The sequence below is a fragment of the Aureimonas sp. AU12 genome (assembly GCF_001463705.1).
In the GTDB taxonomy this organism is placed as follows: domain Bacteria; phylum Pseudomonadota; class Alphaproteobacteria; order Rhizobiales; family Rhizobiaceae; genus Aureimonas.
On sequence record NZ_BBWH01000003.1, the window covers coordinates 1 to 23,111 of the forward strand.

Consider the following 23,111-nt stretch of genomic DNA (forward strand, 5'->3'; position numbering starts at 1 on the left):
TTCGCCCGGCGGCGGTGACGGCGGCGGTTCGCCCGGCGGCGGTGACGGCGGTGGCTCGCCCGGCGGCGGCGATGGCGGCGGCCGGTCCGGCAGCGATGGCGGGCGATAAACGCCAACGACGATCGGCCCTGTCGTAAGGACGTCCCGATGGCCGGAACGTGATCTTCGGGCGAAGCGGATGGGCGGATCTCCGACCATCCGCATCCCCCCGATGACGCACAAGGGACTGTCGGCTCTGGGCCGCGTCCTCATGGGATCGCAGCACCGCCGCACTCGTTCGTCGATCGGCTTCGCAGCGCTGCCCGCGTTCCGGCGAGATGGCGTTTGCTCGGGCGCCGGCACTTGTGGAACGCCGGTCCTTGCCGCGCGCCGGGTGGGCCCCTACCGTTCGGGTCAAGCGCAACGACCCCCTGCAGGCCCCATGTCCCGATTCCATTCCGTCATCGATGCCATCGGCAACACACCGCTGATCCGTCTCGCCAAGGCTTCCGAACTGACCGGCTGCGAGATCTACGGCAAGGCCGAATTTATGAACCCCGGCCAGTCCGTCAAGGATCGCGCCGGGCTCTTCATCATCCGCGATGCCGAGGAGAAAGGCCTGCTTCAGCCCGGCGGCATCATCGTCGAGGGCACGGCTGGAAACACCGGCATCGGTCTGTCGCTCGTCGCCGATGCGCTCGGCTATCGCGCGGTCATCGTCATTCCCGACACGCAGAGCCAGGAGAAGAAGGATGCGCTGCGCCTGATGGGCGCCGAGCTCATCGAGGTGCCCGCGGTTCCCTACAAGAATCCCAACAACTACGTGAAGTTGTCCGGCCGGCTGGCGCAGCAACTGGCGGCGACGCATCCGCAGGGCGCCATCTGGGCCAACCAGTTCGACAACACCGCCAATCGCGACGGCCATGTCGTCACCACGGCCGAGGAGATCTGGCAGCAGACCGGCGGCGAGGTCGACGGATTCATCTGCTCGGTCGGCACCGGCGGCACGCTGGCGGGCACCGCCATGGGCCTCAAGCGCCATTCCGGCCATATCAAGATCGGCATCGCCGATCCCGAGGGCGCGTCACTCTTCAGCTACTACACGGAAGGCGAGTTGAAGGCCGAGGGATCCTCGATCACGGAAGGGATCGGCCAAGGCCGCATCACCGCCAATCTCGAGGGATTCACGCCAGATTTCGCCTACCGCATTCCCGATGCCGAGGCGCTGCCGATCGTCTTCGACCTCATCGGCCAGGAAGGGCTGTGCCTCGGCGGGTCGTCGGGCATCAACATCGCCGGCGCCATCCGCATGGCGCGGGAGATGGGTCCGGGCCATACGATCGTGACGATCCTCTGCGATTACGGCAACCGCTACCAGTCGAAGCTCTTCAACCCCGAATTCCTGCGCTCGAAGGACCTGCCCGTTCCCACCTGGCTCGGCCGCGAGCCGAGTTTCGACATTCCGTTCGAGGCCGTCTCCTGATGGCCGGCGAGACCGAGGCCGCTTATCAGGACGACGCCTATCTCTCGACCCTTGAAGCCAGGCTCCTTCGAATCGACGGCGAGCGCGGCCTCGTTTTCGATCGCTCGAACTTCTTCGCCAGCGGTGGCGGCCAGCCCGGCGACACCGGCTTCATCGAGACTGCCGACGGCCGGCAGATCGCGATCGTCGACACCCGCGCATCCGACGACCGCTCCGCGATCGTGCTGACGGCCATCGAGGGCGCGGACCTGCCGTCGCCGGGCGACACGCTGGTGCTGCATGTCGACTGGGCGCGACGCTACAAGCTGATGCGGATGCACACGGCCTGCCATCTCTTGACGGTCGCCTGCCCGTTTCCAGTGACGGGCGCGGCGGTCGGCGAGGACGAGAGCCGCGTCGACTTCGACATCCCCGAGGCAGCGGCCGACAAGGGCGAACTGACGCGGCGGCTGATGGAACTGGTGGCGGCCAATCATCCGGTCTTCACGCGATGGATCACCGACGCCGATCTCGACGCGAACCCGGATCTGGTGAAGTCGAAGAACGTGAAGCCGCCGCGCGGCAGCGGCCGCATCCGGCTCGTCTGCATCGGCGAGGACGGCGCAGTGGACACGCAACCATGCGGTGGCACCCACGTGCTCGAAACCGCCGAGGTCGGCGAGGTCCACATCGGCAAGATCGAAAAGAAGGGCAAGGAGAACCGCCGCTTCCGCATCCGCTTCGGTCCGCTGCCGGCGGCTTGAGCGCCGCACTTCCGCCCTCCGGCCTGCGCCATTATGGTGCGGCCGACCAGACCCGAACCGCCGAGGCCGCCTTGACCGCCCAGTCCTTCCTGATCACGCCCGCCGACCTCGCCGGGCCTCTCGGCCGCCCCGGCCTCTCGGTGGTCGACGCCTCCTGGTATCTGCCGGCGCAGAAGCGCTTCGCACGCGCCGAGTTCGAGGCCAGCCACATTCCCGGCGCCGTGTTCTTCGATCAGGACGCGGTGGTCGATGCCGCCTCCTCCCTGCCGCACACGCTGCCGGACGCCGTGAGCTTCGGAGCCGCGATGGGCGCGCTGGGCCTCAGCGAGACCGACACGATCGTCGTTTACGATGGAACCGGCCTGTTCACGGCGCCGCGCGTCTGGTGGATGCTGCGCACCTTCGGAGCCAAGGACGTTCGCATCCTCGACGGCGGGTATCCCGCCTGGATGGAAGCCGGGCTGCCGGTCGAGACCGGCCCGGCCAGCCCGAAGCCCGCGAGCTTCCGGGCCGAGTTCGACAGTGTCGCGGTGACGAGCTTCGAGGAGATGCAGCGCATCGTCGCCGGGGACGAACGGCAGATCGCGGACGCGCGCGCGGCCGAGCGCTTTCGCGGCGAAGCGGCGGAGCCGCGCGCTGGCGTTCGCTCCGGGCATATGCCGGGGGCGCGCTCGGTGCCGATCGGATCGCTCTCGGACGGGGGCCGCCTGAAGTCGCCGGACGACCTGCGCGCCGTCTTCGCCGAGGCCGGCATCGATCTGGACCGGCCGGTGGTGACCTCCTGTGGCTCGGGCGTGACGGCGGCGGCGATCAACTTCGCCCTCGTCGCCCTCGGCAAGAGCGACGCGACGCTCTATGACGGCTCGTGGACCGAGTGGGGATCGAGCGAGACGACGCCGGTCGAGACAGGTCCTGCCCGTTGAGGACAGACATTCGACCGATGCGCATTCTGAAAACGACGGTAACCTACCTCGCGATGCACCAGCCGCCGGGCGCACCGGTGCCGCCGCCCGCGAACGGCCGCGCCTATACGGTGCTCAAGGCGACGCGGATGCCGCTGAGCTACTACCGTTATCTCTACCACGCGGTCGGGCGCGAGCATCACTGGACGTCGCGGCTCCTGCCCGACGCAGCGCTGGCGCGCGAGATCCATGCGCCGAGCGTGCGGCTGCGCGTCCTCTATTGCGACGGCTCTCCCGCCGGCTGGTTCGAGCTCGACGCCGGCCGCGCCCCGCGCGAGACGCGGCTGGTGCATTTCGCGGTCATGCCGGGCTTTCGCGGCATCGGGCTGGCGCGCCATCTCCTGTCGGAGGCGATCGTTGCAGGGTTCGAGGAGCAGCCGGCCGCCCTGACCGTGGAGACGAACACGCTCGACCACCCCGCCGCCTTGCCACTTTATCGCAAGATGGGCTTTCGCCCGGTCTCGACGCGCGACGTGTCGACGCCGGCCTACGACGACTGAAGGCCGGCGCCGGAACGGCGAGCGGCCAGAGACAGGAGAGTGCGATGCTCGGATCGAAGCTCAATCGCCGCGACTTCCTCGTTGCGGGCGCGGCGACCGCCGGTGTCGCTCTGCATCCGTTCAGCACTCGTGCCGCCGATGGTCAGGCGCACCTGCGGATCATGGAGACGACGGATCTCCATGTGAACGTCTTTCCCTACGACTATTATGCCGACAAGGAGACGCCGACGGTCGGGCTGGCGCGCACCGCGACGCTCATCGACGCCATCCGCAAGGAAGCGACAAACGCCCTCCTCTTCGACAATGGCGACTTTCTGCAGGGCAATCCGATGGGCGACTACATCGCCTTCCAACGCGGCATGAAGGACGGCGATATTCATCCCGTGATCGCCGCGATGAACACGCTGCGCTACGACGCGGGCACGCTCGGCAATCACGAGTTCAACTACGGGCTCGACTTCATGAGCCGCGTACTCGCCGGGGCGAACTTCCCCCTCGTCAGCGCCAACCTGGCCAAGGGCGCCCTCGCCGCCGATCCTCTCGCCGACGAGCGCTTCGTGCCGCCCTACGTTATTCTCGACCGGGAGATCACGCTCGGCGACGGGTCGCGCCATCCGATCCGCATCGGCGTCGTCGGCTTCCTGCCGCCGCAGATCACGCTGTGGGACGCGCAGCAGCTTGCCGGCAAGGCGGCGACGCGTGGCATCGTCGAGACCGCGCGCGCGCTCGTTCCGAAGATCCGTGCCGCGGGTGCCCAGATCGTCGTCGCGCTCTCGCATTCCGGTATCGCGGAGGGCGATGCCACGGAGGCAGGCCTCGAGAACGCGTCGCTGCAGCTCGCTGCGATCGAGGGCATCGACGTCGTCCTGACCGGACATCAGCATCTGCGGTTTCCTGGCAAGGATTTTGAGGGACTGGCCGGTGTCGACGCCGTCGTCGGAACCCTGCATGGCAAGCCCGCCGTGATGGCCGGCTTCTGGGGCTCCGATCTCGGCCTCGTCGATCTTCTACTGGAGCGGCGCGGCGAGGGCTGGGCGATCGTCTCGGCGCAGTCGGAGCTTCGCCCGATCTTCGAGCGCGTCGACCGGACGCCGAAGGCGCTGGTGGCGAGCAAGCCGGAGGTGCTCGCCGCCGCGAAGGCCGACCACGACGCGACGCTGACCTACGTTCGCACGCCCGTGGGCGAAACGACGGCACCGCTCTACTCCTACTTCGCCCTCGTCGCCGACGATCCGTCCGTGCAGATCGTGAACCAGGCGCAGCTCTGGTACATGAAGACGATCCTCGCCGGCACCGGGTTTGCGGCGCTGCCGTTGCTCTCGGCGGCCGCGCCCTTCAAATCGGGCGGGCGCTCAGGACCGGACTATTACACCGACATTCCCGCCGGCCCGATCGCCATCCGCAACGTCGCCGACCTCTATCTCTACCCGAACACCGTTCAAGCGGTGAAGATTACAGGCGCCGAGGTGAAGGACTGGCTGGAAATGTCGGCTGGTATCTTCCGGCAGGCCGAACCCGGCAAGGCAGACCAGCCGCTGATCGCGGACGGCTTCCCCTCCTACAATTTCGACGTGATCGACGGCGTCACCTATCGGATCGACGTGACCGTGCCGGCGCGCTTCGATCAGGACGGCAAACTCGTGAACGCGGATGCCTCGCGCATTCTCGACCTCAGCTTCGAGGGCCATCCGATCGACCCGGCGGCCGAGTTCGTGGTCGCCACGAACAATTATCGGGCCGGCGGCGGCGGCAAGTTCCCGGGCCTCGGCCCCGATAAGATCGTCTTCGTCGCGCCGGATGCCAATCGCGACGTGCTCATCCGCTACATCATCGAGCAGAAGCGGATCGATCCGGCTGCGGACGGCAACTGGCGCCTTGCGCCGGCACCGGGTACGTCGGTCGTCTTCAGCACCGGGCCGGCCTCGGCAGCACATCTCGGTGACGTCGCCTCGCTGGCGCTGGAACCGCTCGGGCGGAGCGACGACGGCTATGCGCGCTACCGCCTCGCCCTCTGAGCCAGCGGCCTCGCCGTCTCCCTTCCATCACCAGACCCGGACCTTCGCTTGCGCCTTCGCCTCCTCCTCGCCCTTCTCGTTCTCATCCTCGTCGCGGGGGCCGGCGTCTGGCTGTTCGGGCCGCGCGAGCCCGCGCGTCTGACCGCGGAGTTCGACGCTTCGCGGATCGGCGACGATCCGGCGGCCTATCTCGCGCGCACCGAAGCCGATATTCCGAACCTGCGGGAGAATGCCGAGAAGGAGATCGTCTGGGCCTATCCGGCCTCGAAGTCGAAGACGCCGCTCGCCATCGTCTATCTCCACGGCTTCTCGGCCGCGAAGGGCGAGACGCGCCCGCTGGCCGACGAGGTGGCCCGCAATCTCGGCGCCAATCTCTTCTTCACGCGGCTTACCGGCCACGGCCGCGACAGCGCCGCGATGACCGAGGCGACGATCGGCGACTGGGTGGACGATGCCGCCGAAGCCATGGCCATCGGGCGCCGCCTCGGCGAGCGCGTGGTGATCATGGGTAGCTCGACCGGCGCGACGCTGGGCACCCTGATCGCCAGCCGTCCGGACCTCTCAGCGGATCTCGCGGGCCTCGTGGCGCTCTCGCCGAACTACGCGCTGCAGAACTGGCGCTCGTTCCTGCTGACGATCCCGTTCGCGCGCGAGGTCATTCCCTATCTCGGGCCGGCGACCTTCGGCGAGGCGTCCGAGAGCGCGGCGGTCAACGCGAACTGGACGGTGACCTACCCAACGGCGGCGCTGCTGCCGATGGCCCGCCTCGTCGAGATCGTCCGCGGCCTCGATTTCGCGTCCATGCGCGTGCCCGCACTCTTCGTCTACTCGCCCGGCGACGCGGTGGTGGACGCCGCCCGCACCGTGCAGGTCGCCGGCCAATGGGGCGCGCCGCACCAGACGATCGAGGTGCCGGAGGCGCCGGGCGTCGCCCGGCACATCGTGGCGGGAGACCTCATTTCGCCGGCGACCACGGGCCGGGTCGCCGCCGCCGTCACCGACTGGATCCGCGCCCTGCCCGCCCGCTGACGCCCGCCGATCAGATCAGGAGATCGGAGATCACCTGATTGTCGGTGATGTCCTGATAGCGGATGCCCTCTTCGGCAAAGCGCGCCAGAAGCGTATCGAAGCTGCCCGGCTTCTTCGTCTCGATGCCGAGGAGGATCGAGCCGAAGTCGCGGGCGGATTTCTTGAGGTACTCGAAGCGCGCGATGTCGTCGTCGGGACCGAGCAGGGCGAGGAAGTCCTTCAGGGCGCCCGGGCGCTGGGCGAGACGCAGGATGAAGTACTTCTTCCGGCCCTCGAAGCGCAGCGCGCGCTCCTTGACGTCCGGGAGGCGCTCGAAGTCGAAATTGCCGCCAGAGACGACGAGCACCGCCGTCTTGCCGCGAACCTCTTCGCCGAGCGTGCGCAGCGCGTCGATCGCCAGCGCGCCCGCCGGTTCCAGCACGATGCCCTCGACGTTGAGCATTTCGAGCATCGTCTGGCAGAGGCGGCCTTCGGGCGCGAGGATGACCTGTTCGGGTGCGAAGCGGCTCAGCACCTCGAAGGGCAGCGCGCCGATTTCCGCAACGGCCGCGCCATCGACGAAGCCTTCCATCTGCGGCAGCTTCACTCGCGTGCGTTCGCGCAGGCTCGTCTGCAGGCTCGGCGCGCCCAGCGGCTCGACGAGGCGGAACTCCGGCGCGTTCGGGCCCTCGAAGTAGCGCGCCATGCCGGAGGCCAGACCGCCGCCGCCGACCGGCAGCACGAGCATGTCGACGCTCTCGCCGTCGAGCTGGCGCACGACCTCGAGCCCGACACTGGCCTGTCCCTCGACGATGTCCTCATGGTCGAAAGGCGGCACCATCGCTGCGCCGCTCGAGGCGGCATACGCCTTCGCGGCCGTGTAGCAATCGTCGAAGAAGTCGCCGACCAGCTCGATCTCGATGGCATCGCCGCCGAAGACGCGGGTCTTGTCGATCTTCTGCTGCGGCGTCGTCACCGGCATGAAGATGCGGCCCTTCAGGCCGAAGTGCCGGCAGGCGAAGGCGAAGCCCTGCGCGTGATTGCCGGCGGAGGCGCAGGTGAAGCTCGCGGCGGTGTCGCCGGCCTCGATGCGCTTGCGCATGAAGTTGAAGGCACCGCGGATCTTGTAGGATCGGACCGGCGTCAGGTCTTCGCGCTTGAGGAAGATTCGCGCGCCGTAGCGGGCCGAGAGATGCTCGTTGAGCTGCAGCGGGGTCTCGGGAAAGAGTTCGCGCAGCGCCTCCTCCGCGCGAGCGACGCGGGCGACGAATTCGGTGGTGGACATGAACGAACACTTCGGTCGGAAGCCGCGCTCCGGCGCGGGTCTTCGGGAAACTGGGGAGCGGGTGAGGCTCCGGTGTCGAACGCGGCGGACCGTCGATGAGGATCGGGACGACGCGAGCCGGACGCGCGAGGCGCCGCAGCTGCGAGCAGCAGGCGGGGCCTTAGAGGGCGCCGGCGCCGATAATCGGAAGGGTCGCTCCGCAGATCGATGCTTCGTATGTCATCGCACGTCCCCTTCCCGTCCCAGCGTTTCCGATGGCGCTGTCCATCCATGATCCCGCAACGTTTGTAAAGCGATGCCCTCGCGCGGCCAGGCTCAGAGGAAGACGTCGACCACCTCGAAGCGCTCGACGTCGACGAGGCCCCTGTCGGAAATGCGCAGCGACGGGATGACCACAAGCGCCAGCAGCGAGTGCTGCATGTAGGCGTTGTTCAGCGTGCAGCCGGCCTCGCGCATGACGGCGATCAGCCGGTCGGCCTTGGCGGCGACGATCTCGGCCCGCTCGGTCGACATCAGTCCCGCCACCGGCATTTCGATCAGCGCCTTCTCCTCGCCGTCGGCGAAGAAGACGACGCCGCCGCCGACCTCGCCCAGCCGATTGGCCGCCATCGCCATGCATTCGGCATCGGTGCCGACGACGATCATGTGATGGCTGTCATGTGCCACGGTCGAGGCCATCGCGCAGCGACCGCGATAGCCGAAGCCGGAAACGAAGGCGTTGGTGACGCCGCCGGTGCCGCGATGGCGCTCGACGACGGCGATGCGGCAGACATCCTGCGCGAGGTCGCCCGGCACCTTGCCGTCGATCACCGGGAGCGTCGCGGTCAGGGCGCGGGTCGGCGCCTGGTTCTCGATGACGCCGATGACCCGCGCCGTCACCTCGTTGCGCCCGATCGGCGCAATGAGCGTAAAATCGTCCGCCGCAAGCACCCGGCCGAGGCGCACCGTGTTCTTGGCGCTGTCGGGGTAGGCATAGGGCGGCACGTCCACGATGAGCTTGCCGGCTTCGGCGACGAGGGCTCCGCGCGCGTAGACCGCGTCGATCGCAAGTTCGGCGAGGTTCGACACCAGAAGGAAGTCGGCGCGTCGACCGGGCGTGACCGAGCCGATCTCGCGCTCCAGGCCGAAATGCTCGGCCGTGTTGATCGTCGCCATCTGGATCGCGGTGACGGGCTTGAGCCCTTGTGCGATCGCGTGCCGCACGACGCGGTTCATGTGTCCCTCGTGAACCAGCGTCCCCGAGTGGCAATCGTCGGTGCAGAGAATGAAGTGGCGGGAGTCGAGCCCGAGTTCGGTGACGGCCTTGATCTGTTCGGCGACGTCGTACCAGGCGGAGCCGAGGCGCAGCATCGCCTTCATGCCCTGGCGCACCCGCGCCGCGGCATCCTCCATCCGCGTGCCCTCGTGGTCGTCGGCCGGGCCGCCCGCGACATAGCCATGGAAGGCGCGGCCGAGATCGGGTGAGGCATAGTGGCCGCCGACCGTGCGCCCGGCTCGCCGGGTCGCGGCGATGGCGCCGACCATGGTCGGGTCGTTGGCGGCCACGCCGGGAAAGTTCATGACCTCGCCGAGCCCGATGATGCCGGGCCATGTCATCGCCTCCGCGACATCGGCGGGTGTGATCGTGGCGCCCGCCTCTTCGAGGCCGGGGGCCGAGGGCACGCAGGACGGCATCTGCGTCCACACGTTGACCGGCTGCGCCAACGCCTCGTCGTGCATCAGCCGGACACCGGCGAGCCCGAGGACGTTGGCGATCTCGTGCGGATCGATGAACATCGACGTCGTGCCGTGCGGAATGACAGCGCGGCAGAACTCCGTGACGGTGACCATGCCGCTCTCGACATGCATGTGGGCGTCGCAGAGCCCGGGCACGACATAGCGCCCGCCCGCCTCGACCACGGTCGTCTGCGGGCCGATCGTATAAGCCGCATCGGGCCCGCAATAGGCGAAGCGTCCGGCGACAACCGCGATGTCGGTGTCGGCAATGATCTCGCCGGAATGTACGTTGACCCAGCGGGCGCCGCGAATGACGAGGTCGGCAGGCGCGCGTCCCATTGCCACATCCACCAGCTGCGGCGCGACTTCCTCGAAGGGGCTGACCGTCATCTTCATCCGTCTCCGTCGTCACCGCGTGATCCGCCGGCTTTACAGCGCGGACCCGCGAAAATCCATGAAGCGCCTATCGAGCCGCGCGCCCGACCTTTTCTCGAAGGCCTGTTCGGGCTATCCGGATGGGGCCTGAGATTCAGGTCATCGCACGGGCAAACCTGATCCATGGCCGATGAGATGCGGACGTGGCGGAACTGGTATACGCAGCAGACTTAAAATCTGCCGGTTCGCAAGGACTTACGGGTTCGACTCCCGTCGTCCGCACCATCTGCAGGGACGACGCGGGTCCCCGGCGCGTCGGCATTCCCCCGCGGCTCACCTCGAACACAGAGCACCTGCAGCAACATTACGTTTCTGTAACATAATCTCTGGTCTATTCCAGCAGACTGGAAGAACTGTTTCAGTCTGGACGCCGCGCGAGCCGACCTGAAATTTGCCGCGGTTGCGTGGCGAAAGTCAAAAGGATGCCTCTGCGTTGCCGATCACGGATGATTAATTGGCCACGACTTGGGGAGACTTGCGAAGCGCCCAGGCCTGTGATGTGATCGCAACACGGATCAGAATTTTGGGAGCGGGTTCGAGGAGAACGGTTATGGCATCCACGCGGCAAATGACGCCATCCCCGCAACTTCAGGACGATAGGTGGCTCGACCTGCGGGACGAGCGAACCACCGAGCTTCTCCATCATCTTCGTAGTGACAACCGTGCATTCGAGATGCTTCGCAAAGCGCTCGAGGCCGATTTCGCTGAGGTGCGGCGCGCCGAACGCGATCCTGCTTGGCTCGACGCGTTGGCGTGACCTCGCCGAACCATCGAGCAACCGTATCGACGTCGATCGACGATACTAGCCTGAAGGCCGCTCCCGGTGACAGGAGCGGCCTTTTCGTTCTGGATCAGGCCGTGAGCTTGGCGGCGATCTCGGCGATGTGCTTGCCCTGGAACTTGGCGCCGTCGAGTTCGATCGCGCTCGGCATGCGCGAGCCATCGCCGGCCGCGATCGTGGTGGCGCCGTAGGGCGAGCCGCCGACGATCTGATCCATCGCCATCTGGCCCTGGAACGCATAGGGCAGGCCAACGATGATCAGGCCGTGATGCAGCAGCGTCTTGTGGACCGAAAGGATCGTTGCCTCGTTGCCGCCATGCTGGGTGGCCGAGGAGGAGAACACGCCGCCGACCTTGCCGATCAGCTTGCCCTGCGCCCACAGACCACCGGTGCGATCGAAGAACGAGGCCATCTGCGAGGCCATGTTGCCGTAGCGGGTCGGCGTGCCCACGATGATCGCGTCGTAGTTCGCGAGATCGTCGGGCTGCGCTTCCGGGAAGTCGTGGTCGGTCTTGAAGTGCGAGGCCTGCGCCACCTCGGCCGGAACCGTCTCGGGAACGCGCTTGATGTCGACCGTCGCACCGGCGCTCGTCGCGCCTTCGGCCACGGCCTTCGCCATCGCCTCGATATGTCCGTAGCTCGAATAGTAGAGCACGAGAACCTTCGCCATCACATCATCCTTCCGAAAACCCGGATCGACCTTCGCGCCGGGGTTGACCAATGTCGCGAGAGATAGAGCGTTTCGCCGCGGGTAAAGCGAGGCGCGCAGGCAGCGACAGTGCGTCTTCGCCGCCCCGCATTTCGCAAAGGCTTGCGTTTTTGCCGGCGAGGGTCATGTCGGATGTTCCCGAGATGGAGATCGATGCCGTGACCGATGCCGCCCCCGCCCCGACCGCCGCCATGCTCGCCATCGGCGACGAGATCCTGTCCGGGCGCACGAAGGACCGCAACATCGGCCATCTCGCCGGGCTACTGACCCTGTCGGGCATCGACCTGAAGGAAGTCCGCATCGTCGCCGACGACACAGACTCGATCGTCGGCGCCCTCAATGCGCTGCGCGGCGCCTACGACTTCGTCTTCACCTCCGGCGGCATCGGGCCGACCCACGACGACATCACCGCCGACGCGATCGGTGCCGCCTTCGGCATTCCCGTCACCGCCCATCCGGAGGCCACCGAGCGCCTCGTCGCCTACTACCGCTCGCGCGACCTGCCCTATACCGAGGCGCGCCAGCGCATGGCACGGACCCCAAAGGGCGCCTCGCTGATCGACAATCCGGTGTCGGTCGCGCCGGGTTTTCGCGTTGAGAACGTCTTCGTCATGGCCGGCGTGCCTTCGATCTTCGGCGCCATGCTCGACAACGTCCTGCCGACCCTGCCGAGTGGCGCGGTCATGAAGAGCGTCGCAGTGGTGTGCCCCTTCGGCGAGGGCGATATCGGCGGCCCGCTCGGCGAGATCCAGAAGCGCCATCCCGGCACCGCCATCGGCTCCTATCCGAAGTTCGACGGCAGCCGCTACTCGACCGAACTCGTCATCCGCTCGCGCGACGAGGCGGCGATCGAGGCCGCCCGCGTCGAGATCACCGCAATGATCGACGGGCTCGGCCCGCGCGCCTGATCTGCCCCATCGCGCAGCGTCACGATCTTGGCCATGCCGTCGGTGTGGTACGGGCTGCCCTCCCCGTTCCGACCGTCGGTGGTCGGCCCGATCCCTGTTTCCTCGGCAACGTCGGCGACCTCCCCGCCGGCCTGGAGATCGGCGACGAACTGATTACGGGCGGTGTCGATATCGGGCGCGATGTCGTGCGTCACCGCACCGGTATAGTGGCTGAGCCCGACGCTGTGGTCGAAGGTCACGGATCCCAGCCAGAGCGGCCGGTCCGAACCATCGACGGTCGGCGCCTGCCAGAAGCGCACATGCTCGCGCCGATCGGCGCTGATGCCGACCGGCTTCTCGAAGGCGAGGTCTTCCGGCCGGCCTTCGTAGAGAAGCGGACTGACGGGCGCGTCGGTGTAGGACCGGTCGAACAGGACGCTGGCGACGATGCGAAGGCTCGACAGCAGCGTCACCGGATCAGCCGGAAACCAGCCCGCTTTGCCCATCGCGCGCGCGAGATCGCCCTGGCTGGCGATGATGCCGACATTGATGGGGTCGCCGGGGCGGCCCTGCAGCGTCACCGTCACCATCGGGCGCAGCGTGCCGCCGCTTCGGGCGTCGTAATGGGTCCAGACGCGCGGCAGCACGAAATAGGCACTGGCGACATAGACGAGGACCGCGCCCGCCACGCCCGCCGCCACCTTTCGAAAAGCCGACATGTCCGCTCCCGTCCTCGAATCACAGCGGGCGGGAAACCTTGCCCCCGCCGCATCGACAAGCTATCGCAACCGCCAAGTCCGAAGGAGTGATCCGATGTCCGCTGCGCCCGAGAAGTCCTTTCCCGTCTCGTGGGAACAGTTCCACCGCGACGCCCGCGCCCTCGCCTGGCGGCTCGCCGGCCAGCGGCAGGACTGGAAGGCGATCGTCTGCATCACCCGCGGCGGTCTGGTGCCGGCGGCGATCATCGCGCGCGAACTCGGCACCCGTCTGATCGAGACCGTCTGCATCGCATCCTATCACGACTACGACACGCAGGGAGAGCTGCGCGTCCTCAAGGACATCGCCCCGGCGCTGCGCGAAGACGACGGCGAAGGCATCCTCATCGTCGACGACCTCACCGACACCGGCAAGACCGCCGCTCTCGTGCGCGCCATGCTGCCGAAGGCGCATTTTGCCACCGTCTACGCCAAGCCCAAGGGCCGGCCGCTCGTGGACACGTTCATCACCGAAGTCAGCCAGGACACCTGGATCTTCTTCCCTTGGGATCTCGGCCTGACCTTCCAGGCACCGATTGCCAAGGGCTCGGCCGGCTGAAGCCGGCAGGCGCCGTTCTCCACGTGTGATCACCGCGAAAGCCGTCGCCGGGAGGCATCCGGTTACAGGATCGGCGAAGCTTGTGCGGGGCCTGCGGCATCTGCGCTTCATGGTTCGCGACGACCGAACCTGTCGGTCATCGGCGTGCCAGGATCGCGATCGCCGCGCTTATGCTCACAATCCACAGGCCGATGTAACAGGCCCGCACGCGGTGAAAAAGAATCTGAACGGTTGCATAGCGCAGCACCCCGTGCCCAGCGCGACCGAAAATCCAACGAATCCAGCGGTCGTCTGCCACCACCGAACGGGCGAATCGGAGCTCTGGCTGACGGACTCCGTTCGAGGTGTTTGGCAAGATCTGCCGGAAGCACGAAATTCACTATATGTAGGGAGATGAAGAGGCGCTGACACAACGGCTTGTTGGAAGCCACGTTCGCCTCACCAAATGAGCGCTCAACCCCGACGGCTATCGGCACGGACGGACTTCGCGCACCGGTTGAAGGAACGCACCCATGGGCATGAAGATCGAGCGCCGTTACACGCGGCCGGGCCAGGGCGCCTATGGCAGCGTCGAGTTCCGCAAGGCGACGAGCGAGATCCGCAACCCCGATGGATCCGTGGTCTTCCGTCTGGCCGACATCGACGTGCCCGCGCAGTTCAGCCAGGTGGCGTCCGACATTCTGGCCCAGAAGTACTTCCGCAAGGCGGGCGTGCCGAAGATCCTGCGCAAGGTCGAGGAGAACGACGTCCCCTCCTGGCTCTGGCGCTCGGTCGCCGACGTGGGCGCGCTGGCCGCGCTGCCCGAGGGCGAGCGCTACGGCTCCGAGATGGATGCAAGGCAGGTCTTCGACCGCCTCGCCGGCACCTGGACCTACTGGGGCTGGAAGGGCGGCTACTTCAACTCCGAGGACGACGCGTCCGCCTTCCGCGACGAGCTGGCCTTCATGCTCGCGACCCAGAAGGTCGCGCCGAATTCGCCGCAGTGGTTCAACACCGGCCTTCACTGGGCCTATGGCATCGACGGCCCCGGCCAGGGTCACTTCTACGTCGATTACCAGACCGGTGAACTGACGCGCTCGGCCTCGTCCTACGAGCATCCGCAGCCGCACGCCTGCTTCATCCAGTCCGTCGCCGACGACCTCGTCAACGAGGGCGGCATCATGGACCTCTGGGTCCGCGAGGCCCGTCTCTTCAAATACGGTTCCGGTACCGGCTCCAACTTCTCCTCGCTGCGCGGCGAAGGCGAAAAGCTGGCCGGCGGCGGCCGCTCGTCCGGCCTGATGAGCTTCCTCAAGATCGGCGATCGCGCCGCGGGCGCCATCAAGTCCGGCGGCACGACCCGCCGCGCCGCCAAGATGGTGGTGGTCGACATCGATCACCCCGACATCGAGAACTATATCCAGTGGAAGGTCCGCGAGGAGGAGAAGGTCGCGGCGCTCGTCACCGGCTCCAAGACCGTCTCCAAGCATCTCAAGCTGATCCTCGCGGCCTGCGTCACCTTCCAGGGCTCCGAGGACGACCGCTTCGAGGCGATGCAGAACCCGGTGCTGAAGCGCGCCGTGCGTGACGCCAAGAAGGCGATGGTGCCCGAGAATTACGTCAAGCGCGTCATCCAGTTCGCGCGTCAGGGCTACACCGACATCGACTTCCCGATCTACGACACCGACTGGGACAGCGAGGCCTATCTCACGGTCGCCGGCCAGAACTCGAACAACTCGGTCCGCGTCACCGACGCCTTCCTGCAGTCCGTCGAGCAGGACGGCACGCATGACCTGATCGGCCGCACCACCGGCAAGGTGACGAAGACGCTGAAGTCGCGCGAGCTCTGGGACCAGATCGGCTATGCCGCCTGGGCCTCGGCCGATCCCGGCATCCAGTTCCACACGACGATCAACGACTGGCACACCTGCGCCGCCGCAGGCGCCATCCGCGCGTCGAACCCGTGTTCCGAGTACATGTTCCTCGACGACACGGCCTGCAATCTCGCCTCGATGAACCTCCTGCAGTTCCGCGAGGCGTCCGGCCGCTTCGACGTCGACGCCTACGAGCACGCCACGCGTCTGTGGACGATCGTGCTCGAGATCTCCGTCCTCATGGCGCAGTTCCCCTCGAAGGAGATCGCGCAGCGCTCCTACGATTACCGCACGCTGGGCCTCGGCTTCGCCAATATCGGCGGCCTGCTGATGACCGCCGGCATCCCCTATTCCTCGGCCGAGGGCCGCGCGATCTGTGGTGCGTTGTCGGCGATCATGACGGGCATCTCCTACGCCACCTCCGCCGAGATGGCGCGTGAGCTCGGCGCCTTCCCGGACTACGAGCGCAATGCCGAAGGTATGCAGCGCGTCATCCGCAACCATGCCCGCGCCGCTCATGGTCTCGCCAACGGCTACGAGAACCTCGCCGTCGAGCCGGTGCCGCTCGACCATTCCTCGCTGAAGGACAAGCGCCTTTCGGCCCGCGCCAAGGCGGCCTGGGTCCAGGCGCAGGAGCTTGGCGAGAAGCACGGCTTCCGCAACGCGCAGGTCTCCGTCGTCGCCCCCACCGGCACGATCGGCCTCGTGATGGATTGCGACACGACCGGCATCGAGCCCGACTTCGCGCTGGTGAAGTTCAAGAAGCTGGCCGGCGGCGGCTACTTCAAGATCATCAACCGCGCCGTGCCGGAGGCGCTGCGCTCGCTCGGCTATTCCGAGGCGCAGCTCGCCGAGATGGAAGCCTACGCGGTCGGCCACGGCAACCTGAACCAGGCCCCCGCCGTCAACCCGGGTTCGCTGCGGTCCAAGGGCTTCGGCGAAGAGCAGATCGAAGCGCTCAACGCCGCGCTCGGCCAGGCCTTCGACATCAAGTTCGTCTTCAACAAGTGGACCCTCGGCGAAGCCTTCTGCCGCGACGTGCTCGGCATCTCAGACGCGCAGCTGAACGACATGTCGTTCGAGATGCTGCCGTTCCTCGGCTACTCCCGCAAGGACATCGACGCGGCCAACGTCCACGTCTGCGGTGCCATGACCCTCGAGGGCGCGCCCTTCCTCAAGCCCGAGCACCTCGCCGTGTTCGACTGCGCCAGCCCGTGCGGTCGCATCGGCAAGCGCTCGCTCTCGGTGGAAAGCCACATCCGCATGATGGCGGCCTCGCAGCCCTTCATCTCGGGTGCGATCTCCAAGACCATCAACATGCCGAACGACGCGACCGTCGAGGATTGCAACGCGGCCTACATGCTCTCCTGGAAGCTGGCGCTGAAGGCCAACGCTCTCTACCGCGACGGATCGAAGCTCTCCCAGCCGCTGAACGCCTCGCTTCTGGCGGACGACGAGGACGAGGACGACGTCGTGCAGGAAGCCGCCGAGGCACTGATGGCGGCGACGCCCCCGGCCCGCGCGGTGGAGGTCGCCGAACGGATCGTCGAGCGCATCGTCGAAAAGGTCGTGCGCGACCGCGAGAAGCTGCCGAACCGCCGCAAGGGCTACACCCAGAAGGCAATCGTCGGTGGCCATAAGGTCTACCTGCGCACCGGCGAGTTCGACGACGGCCGCATCGGCGAGATCTTCATCGACATGCACAAGGAAGGCGCCGCCTTCCGCGCGATGATGAACAACTTCGCCATCGCCATCTCGCTTGGCCTGCAGTTCGGCGTGCCGCTCGACGAATACGTCGAGGCCTTCACCTTCACGCGCTTCGAGCCGGCAGGCATGGTGCAGGGCAACGAGGCCATCAAGAACGCGACGTCGATCCTCGACTACGTGTTCCGCGAGCTGGCGGTCTCCTATCTCGGTCGCCACGACCTCGCCCATGTCCAGCCGGAGGATTTCGGCGCCTCGACCATCGGTCGCGGCGTGGAAGGCGACAAGCCGGCACCACTGCCGATCTCCTCGGGCATGGTGCGTGGCCAGACCGCCAAGTTCCGCCTTGTGTCGTCGACCGATCCGCAGGGCTCGGCCGCCGGCGGCCCCGCCGCCCCGGCGCCGAAGTCGACCGTCACGCCGGTGACGGCCGCGGTCACGCCGATCGCCACCGCCAGCGTCACCCCGGCGCCTGCGCGCCCGGCCGCTCCCCTCACCGTGCTGTCGGCCCGCAGCGGCCCGATGTCGGTCGGCACCGGTCAGGCGGCGGCCTTCAAGCGGGACTACGAGACCGCGCCGCTCACCGACCCGGCCCCGACGGCCGACGTCTCCCCGGCACAGGGGCTTTTCGACAGCCCGCTGGCCTTCCCGGCCTCGGACCGCGATGTCGCGCGCGTCGAGACCGCCCCGAAGACCACCAGCGCCGAGCGCCGGGCGCAGGCCATGATGAAGGGCTACACGGGCGACAGCTGCTCGGAATGCTCCAACTTCACCATGGTCCGCAACGGCACCTGCCTCAAATGCGACACCTGCGGCTCGACCAGCGGCTGCTCCTGAGCCTATCGTGCGTCGAGATGTCACGGCGCCCAAAGGATTCACTCGGGCGCCCATAGTACGCACTCGATGCCGCCAGTTCGGTGCCTCAGCTGGATGAGGCCTACCAATGACGGTAGAAAAAGCCGACCGCCCCTTTAGGGGCGGTCGGAAATCCTAAGAGGAACATTTCATGAATCTCTCAGGAAAGCCGAGATGCCCTTGGCCATGCGACACCACAGCCTGAATGGTGGTGAAGGCTTCGAGACGTCGATCCTGACTGCGGACGAAGCCAGGGTTGCGAAGCGAATGCATCAGCCACTGGGTCAGGTCCACTGCCCGAGATGCGATCGGCTGGCGATCCAAAGGTTGGGACAGAAAGCCGGACCGTAGACGAAGAGGTCCAAATGACGATCACGATCTTCGTTTCGTACAGCCATCCCGATGAGCCGTTTCGGAAACAGCTCGACAAGCATTTCGCGCCCCTGAAGCATGAGGGGGACGTCGAGTTCTGGCATGACGATCGGATCGTTCCCGGCACCGGTCTGGATCCTGACATCCGTAAGGCCCTTAGGCGATCGAAGATCTTTCTGGCGTTGGTGAGTGCCCACTACCTGGCTTCGGACTACTGCTTTCGTCGGGAGTACGCGTACGCCCTCAATCGGGCGCGCAGAAAGACGATGCGGGTCGTCGTCGCCCTCGTCGGCACCTGTACCTGGAAGCAGACCCGGATGGCCTACTACAAGTGCCTGCCCAAAGACGGCAAGCCTGTCGATCAATGGGGCAACCGTAATAAGGCCTACGTCGACATCGCCGAAGGGGTCCGGCGCGTCGTCGTCGAAGTCCGCAAGGAACTGAAGGCGGCGTCGGCGTCGGAAGCGCCCTCCCCAGCTTTTCCGAAGCGGAAGTGGGTTGTGGGCGTCTCTGCGTCCAGCCGGGCAGCGCGGTCCGCCGGAAGCAAGACAGCAACGGCCGGAAACGCTGGAAACGCCGGGAAGACGACTATCAAGAAGCCGGCGCGCAGGAAGCCGTCATCGCCCCATGCTCGAAAGTCGGTCGCTCCATCTCGGAGGCGACCGGCGTCCGCGCCGAAAAAGTAGCGCGTCGTCGCAGAAATCCTCGAAGGCGAGATCGCGAATTTCAACTACGTCATGCGTACAGCATGAGGCGGAGCCGCTGGGCAGTTCCAGAAGCATGTAGATTGAAATATTGGACGAGCTCACTCAGCGTGTCGTCAGACCGTCGAGGAAGATGTCGGGATACCTCGCTGCAGCTTCGGTACGAAGCGCTTGGGTATCAGGCGCGGGCTCTCCGACCAGCTTGTCGGCGGCTGCATTCGGCTTCCCAACCGGAACGCAAAGCTCGGACTGAAGGGAGCGTTCATGCTGCCGAGCGTATCGACCACGATCACAGGAATCTCCAGACAGGCGGAGTTCCGTAAAGCTGCCGCCGACGATGTTCTCGAGCACGAACTCGTTCTCCACGCCGCAGAGAAGGTGGAGCGACAGCTCCATCAAGGAGTGAGGCGCCACCGACAGTCCCACGGCCTCAGCGAGACGGTCGGCAGCCATGAAGACACGCCGGTTGCTGTCACGCCCGGCAAGGACGAGCGGCGTGTCAGCGAACGGCGCGGCGCCCTGCGACTTGCGGCGTAGCCGGTCGGTCGGCCACCTCGGCAGGTCGCGTGAAACGACCCTTGCCATTGCAGGCCTCCCCTTCGAAGTCAGCACATCCGCCGGCCCGGCATCGGACGAGTTCAGGAAGCTGTCAAACGGCATTCAGAACTTGCACGCCGAATGAGATTTGAAGCGCGGGTCGGGTGCGGTGCCGATCTGCCGGCGCGAACCGGACGCCCGATGTGATCGACAATGCGAGGGCTTGTAATGTTATAAAATAACATTACAAGCTGTTTGCTATCGGTTGACGCAGGAGCCCGTCGTGGATCGCCTACCCATGCTCTCGTTTCGAGCGTCCTCGGCCGTGCCGAGACGATCATCCGGATCGGCCTGTCGCCAACCGCAACGGCGGCCAGGAGTATCGCGGTGATCGTCAACATCGTCGCCCAAACGTCGCATCGGACCGCGATCCGCTTCCAGCATGATGCCTGCCACATCGAAGCCGGAGCACCCATGCCGACTGTCTTCACCTTGCGACGCAAAAAGCACTCCGCTCGGTCACGACAGGCTGCCTGACACGCCGGCCGTTCGCCGGGCCCTGATCGATCGACCGTGCACCACCATTCATCCAACCGGAGATAACGGATGACATCCCGTTCCCGCCTGACACTCGCACTCGCGGCACTCGTGACCTTTCCCCCTGCCCTGGCATGGGCCGAAGGCGATCCGAAGCCCGATACGCAATGGCGCCTGTTCGTCGGCGACCATGCCGAAGGGGTGGTGCGGGCCCACGACGCGAAGACCGGCGATGCCGTCGGGACGTTCCGGCTCGATCGGACCCCATCGCTCAGTCGAAGCGACAGCGGCCGGACGGTATTTGCCGTCCAGGGCGATGCGGGAAAGGTCGCGGCGATCGCAACGGGCATCTCAGTGGAGGATCATGGCGAGCATTCGGACCTGACGGTGACGGACGCCAAGCTTCTCCCCACGGTCCTGTCGGGCACGACGCCCGCCCATATCGTCGAGGGGTCCGGATCGATCGCTCTGTTCGACGACGGCACCGGCGACGTCACGCTGTTTCGGGAGAGTGAACTCCTAGAAGACAAGCTGGATCTCGGTATCCTGAAGCCGGGCGCCGCCCATCACGGGCTCGCCGCGCCGATGGGGAATTTCGTGGTGGTCTCGGTGCCGGACAGCGATCCCGAGAAGCCGCGAGTTGGCCTCAAGGTGGTCGACCGCGACGGCCGGCAGATCGGCGAGACCATCGCCTGCCCCGGTGTCCACGGGCAGGCGCAGTCGGCACGGACCTTTGCCTTCGGCTGCAAGGACGGCATCGTGGTCGCGACGCCCGGCAAGTCATCGGAACCGCCTGTCCTCACGCATGTCACGACCACCGATCTCGGCGACGGCAACGTTTCGACCCTCAAGGGCGGCAAGTCGATGCAATTCTTTCTCGGCAATTACGGCCCCTCTGCCGTGGTGCTGATCGAACCCGGCGCCGATGAGGTGTTCCGCAAGGTCGAACTGCCCACCCGCCGCGTCGACTTCGCGCTCGATCCGGCCACGGCTCGCAATGCCTACATCCTGACCGAGGATGGCAACCTTCACGTCCTCGATGTCCTTTCGGGTGCGATCACCCGGAGCGCTCGGGTGACGGAGCCCTATTCGATGGACGGTCACTGGCGTGACCCGCGTCCGCGGCTGGCGGTGGCCGGCGATCACGTGGCGTTGACCGATCCGCGCCACGGCTTGGTGCGGATGATCTCTACGGATACGCTCGCCGAAGATCGCACGATCCCGGTCGGGGGAACGCCCTACACGATCGTCTCGGTCGGAGGATCGGGCGCCGTTCACTGAAGACGCTTCGAACAGCGTCCGACTGGTCATTGACGACGTCGCATCGTGCCGCGTAAGCAGGATGCGACGGTTTCCCCGTGGCGACGAGCCCCGGGGGATTAAAAGGGAACACGGTGAGGACGACCCAATCGGGGCCGAAACCGTGGCTGCCCCCGCAACTGTAAGCGGATGCCGATCATCCCCGTGACGCTGGCAAGGCGTTGCGGTGGGCCGCCGGGTCACCCCGGCGCCATGCCACTGCGAGAGCCCTCGGGTCATCGTGGGAAGGCAGATGATCGGCGCGACCACCCGCGAGCCAGGAGACCTGCCGTCCAGCGATCGATCCCATGTCTCGAGCGGGGATGCTCGGAAAGGATGCCCATGACGGCTCTTCGAAGGCACATCCGTGCCGAGTTCTTCTCCTCGTTGCCACCCTGCCGGGATCGCGCGCGCTTTTAGGCACGTCCGAACGATCCGTCGCGCCCGCTGAGCCGAAAGACGCCCATCCGCGCGTCCGATGGCTTGGCCAATTTCGCACGCCATGTCCCGAGGTGCCGCCATGATGCGATCTGCCTGTTCCGCTGCCCGTTCGCCGCTATCCTCGCCGAGCCGTTCGCTGGGGAGCCGCGATCGTTCCGGCCCGTTGCCCTTTCCAGCGCGAGAGCGGACCACCACGTGCCCGACCGCGGAAGCAGGCCGGATCGCCGTCGCCTCGGTCGACCTCGTCACGCGGGATGGCCGCGCCCTCCTGTGCGGGATCGATCTCGATGTCGCCCCCGGCGAGCGGCTGGCGATCGTCGGCCCGAACGGCGCCGGCAAGACCTCGCTGCTGCGCCTTCTCTTCGGGCGGATCCGCCCAAGTGCCGGATCGGTCGTGATCGACGGGCGTGACCTGACACAAATCCTGCTGTCCGATCGCGGCCGCTCGATCGCGGTGGTGGGCCAGAGCGATCTGCCCGACGGCAGGCTGACCGTCGCCGACTATGTCGGCCTCGGGCGAATTCCCCATCGCGGCCGGTGCGCGGACGCTCGACACGCCGTCATCGTGGCGCAAGCCTGTACGCGGGTGGGTCTCGACGGGCTCGGCACACGCCGGCTCGCGACCCTGTCTGGCGGCGAGCGTCAGCGTGCTGCCATCGCCCGTGCCATCGCTCAGGAGCCCGCCATCCTCATCCTCGACGAGCCCACCAACCATCTCGATCCCCGCGCCCGCGCCGACATCCTGGATCTCGCCCGCGGCCTCGGCATCACCGTGGTCGCCGTCCTGCACGATCTCGCGCTCGTCACGCCCTTCGCCGATCGCGTCGCCGTCCTTCAAGCCGGACGCATCGTCGCGCACGGCGATCCCGAGAGCGCGCTGTCCGCTTCGACCGTTCGCAGCGTTTTCGCCATGGACTGCTTCCCTTTCACCAACCCGGCGACGGGCCGTCCGCTTCTCGTATTCGACACGCCCGCCGCCTGAACTCGACCCT

The 23,111-nt window shown here is 66.8% G+C and carries 18 protein-coding genes, 1 tRNA gene and 1 riboswitch; of the genes, 14 read left to right on the top strand and 5 right to left on the bottom strand.

The genetic code is table 11. The annotated features are described in order from the left end of the window. Positions 1-421: 421 nt before the first annotated feature. The 6 genes from AUL33_RS01435 to AUL33_RS01460 all read left to right on the top strand — a co-directional run bounded on the left by AUL33_RS01435 (position 422) and on the right by AUL33_RS01460 (position 6,711). Positions 422-1,462, top strand: a complete 1,041-nt coding sequence (locus AUL33_RS01435) for a cysteine synthase A (RefSeq protein WP_062202933.1) — start codon at positions 422-424, stop codon at positions 1,460-1,462. Next, positions 1,462-2,205: an alanyl-tRNA editing protein gene (locus tag AUL33_RS01440; protein WP_062202935.1), complete on the top strand. Its 744-nt coding sequence runs from the start codon at positions 1,462-1,464 to the stop codon at positions 2,203-2,205. The genes AUL33_RS01435 and AUL33_RS01440 overlap by 1 nt, the downstream gene beginning before the upstream one ends. A 71-nt stretch (positions 2,206-2,276) precedes the next feature. After that, positions 2,277-3,128, top strand: coding sequence for a 3-mercaptopyruvate sulfurtransferase (gene sseA, locus AUL33_RS01445; RefSeq protein ID WP_062202967.1), 852 nt, complete (start codon positions 2,277-2,279; stop codon positions 3,126-3,128). A 17-nt stretch (positions 3,129-3,145) separates the two neighbouring features. Next, positions 3,146-3,667 (top strand): GNAT family N-acetyltransferase, encoded by a 522-nt coding sequence (locus tag AUL33_RS01450; protein ID WP_062202937.1) that lies wholly within the window; start codon positions 3,146-3,148, stop codon positions 3,665-3,667. A 44-nt stretch (positions 3,668-3,711) separates the two neighbouring features. Then, positions 3,712-5,682, top strand: a complete 1,971-nt coding sequence (locus tag AUL33_RS01455) for a bifunctional 2',3'-cyclic-nucleotide 2'-phosphodiesterase/3'-nucleotidase (protein WP_062202940.1) — start codon at positions 3,712-3,714, stop codon at positions 5,680-5,682. A 48-nt stretch (positions 5,683-5,730) separates the two neighbouring features. Continuing rightward, positions 5,731-6,711 (top strand): carboxylesterase, encoded by a 981-nt coding sequence (locus AUL33_RS01460; RefSeq protein ID WP_062202942.1) that lies wholly within the window; start codon positions 5,731-5,733, stop codon positions 6,709-6,711. Positions 6,712-6,721: 10 nt separating this feature from the next. Here AUL33_RS01460 and ilvA read toward each other — a convergent pair whose 3' ends face one another. Together ilvA and AUL33_RS01470 are read right to left on the bottom strand one after the other, a co-directional pair. Beyond that, positions 6,722-7,975 (bottom strand): threonine ammonia-lyase IlvA, encoded by a 1,254-nt coding sequence (gene ilvA / locus AUL33_RS01465; protein ID WP_062202945.1) that lies wholly within the window; start codon positions 7,973-7,975, stop codon positions 6,722-6,724. Between the two features lie 315 nt (positions 7,976-8,290). Next, on the bottom strand, positions 8,291-10,081 hold the full coding sequence (locus tag AUL33_RS01470) for an adenine deaminase (protein ID WP_244491846.1): 1,791 nt from the start codon (positions 10,079-10,081) through the stop codon (positions 8,291-8,293). A gap of 182 nt (positions 10,082-10,263) precedes the next feature. Here AUL33_RS01470 and AUL33_RS01475 point away from each other — a divergent pair. Both AUL33_RS01475 and AUL33_RS01480 read left to right on the top strand, forming a co-directional pair. Next, positions 10,264-10,351, top strand: a tRNA-Leu gene (locus tag AUL33_RS01475). A gap of 325 nt (positions 10,352-10,676) precedes the next feature. Further along, complete coding sequence (locus tag AUL33_RS01480) at positions 10,677-10,883, top strand: hypothetical protein (protein WP_062202948.1); 207 nt, start codon at positions 10,677-10,679, stop codon at positions 10,881-10,883. A 94-nt stretch (positions 10,884-10,977) separates the two neighbouring features. On the opposite strand, the gene wrbA is transcribed toward AUL33_RS01480, so the two are convergent. Next, a complete protein-coding gene (gene wrbA, locus AUL33_RS01485) occupies positions 10,978-11,577 on the bottom strand; it encodes an NAD(P)H:quinone oxidoreductase (RefSeq protein WP_062202969.1) in 600 nt (199 codons plus the stop codon). 164 nt (positions 11,578-11,741) lie between these two features. On the opposite strand from wrbA, the gene AUL33_RS01490 reads away from it, so the two are divergent. Next, on the top strand, positions 11,742-12,524 hold the full coding sequence (locus AUL33_RS01490; RefSeq protein WP_244491853.1) for a molybdopterin-binding protein: 783 nt from the start codon (positions 11,742-11,744) through the stop codon (positions 12,522-12,524). Here AUL33_RS01490 and AUL33_RS01495 read toward each other — a convergent pair. Beyond that, complete coding sequence (locus AUL33_RS01495) at positions 12,422-13,222, bottom strand: LssY C-terminal domain-containing protein (RefSeq protein WP_082652240.1); 801 nt, start codon at positions 13,220-13,222, stop codon at positions 12,422-12,424. The two genes, AUL33_RS01490 and AUL33_RS01495, sit on opposite strands and share 103 nt — an antisense overlap. 94 nt (positions 13,223-13,316) lie before the next feature. Here AUL33_RS01495 and gpt point away from each other — a divergent pair, with 94 nt between their 5' ends. The 3 genes from gpt (at position 13,317) to AUL33_RS01510 (ending at position 19,287) form a co-directional block, all read left to right on the top strand. Then, positions 13,317-13,817 carry a xanthine phosphoribosyltransferase gene (gpt, locus tag AUL33_RS01500; protein WP_062202950.1) on the top strand — a complete coding sequence of 167 codons (501 nt, stop codon included), beginning with the start codon at positions 13,317-13,319 and terminating at the stop codon, positions 13,815-13,817. A gap of 518 nt (positions 13,818-14,335) precedes the next feature. Next, on the top strand, positions 14,336-18,211 hold the full coding sequence (locus tag AUL33_RS01505; protein WP_062202973.1) for a vitamin B12-dependent ribonucleotide reductase: 3,876 nt from the start codon (positions 14,336-14,338) through the stop codon (positions 18,209-18,211). Between the two features lie 383 nt (positions 18,212-18,594). Beyond that, on the top strand, positions 18,595-19,287 hold the full coding sequence (locus AUL33_RS01510; RefSeq protein WP_062202952.1) for a toll/interleukin-1 receptor domain-containing protein: 693 nt from the start codon (positions 18,595-18,597) through the stop codon (positions 19,285-19,287). Positions 19,288-19,410: 123 nt separating this feature from the next. Here AUL33_RS01510 and AUL33_RS01515 read toward each other — a convergent pair whose 3' ends face one another. Next, the gene (locus AUL33_RS01515) at positions 19,411-19,965 is read right to left on the bottom strand and encodes a hypothetical protein (protein WP_156419224.1); all 555 of its coding nucleotides are present in this window, start codon (positions 19,963-19,965) and stop codon (positions 19,411-19,413) included. A gap of 483 nt (positions 19,966-20,448) precedes the next feature. On the opposite strand from AUL33_RS01515, the gene AUL33_RS01520 reads away from it, so the two are divergent. Together AUL33_RS01520 and AUL33_RS01525 are read left to right on the top strand one after the other, a co-directional pair. Then, positions 20,449-21,660: a metallochaperone AztD gene (locus AUL33_RS01520; protein ID WP_062202955.1), complete on the top strand. Its 1,212-nt coding sequence runs from the start codon at positions 20,449-20,451 to the stop codon at positions 21,658-21,660. A 50-nt stretch (positions 21,661-21,710) separates the two neighbouring features. Next, positions 21,711-21,987: riboswitch (cobalamin riboswitch) on the top strand. A gap of 295 nt (positions 21,988-22,282) precedes the next feature. After that, on the top strand, positions 22,283-23,101 hold the full coding sequence (locus tag AUL33_RS01525) for an ABC transporter ATP-binding protein (protein ID WP_244491855.1): 819 nt from the start codon (positions 22,283-22,285) through the stop codon (positions 23,099-23,101). Positions 23,102-23,111 lie beyond the last annotated feature (10 nt).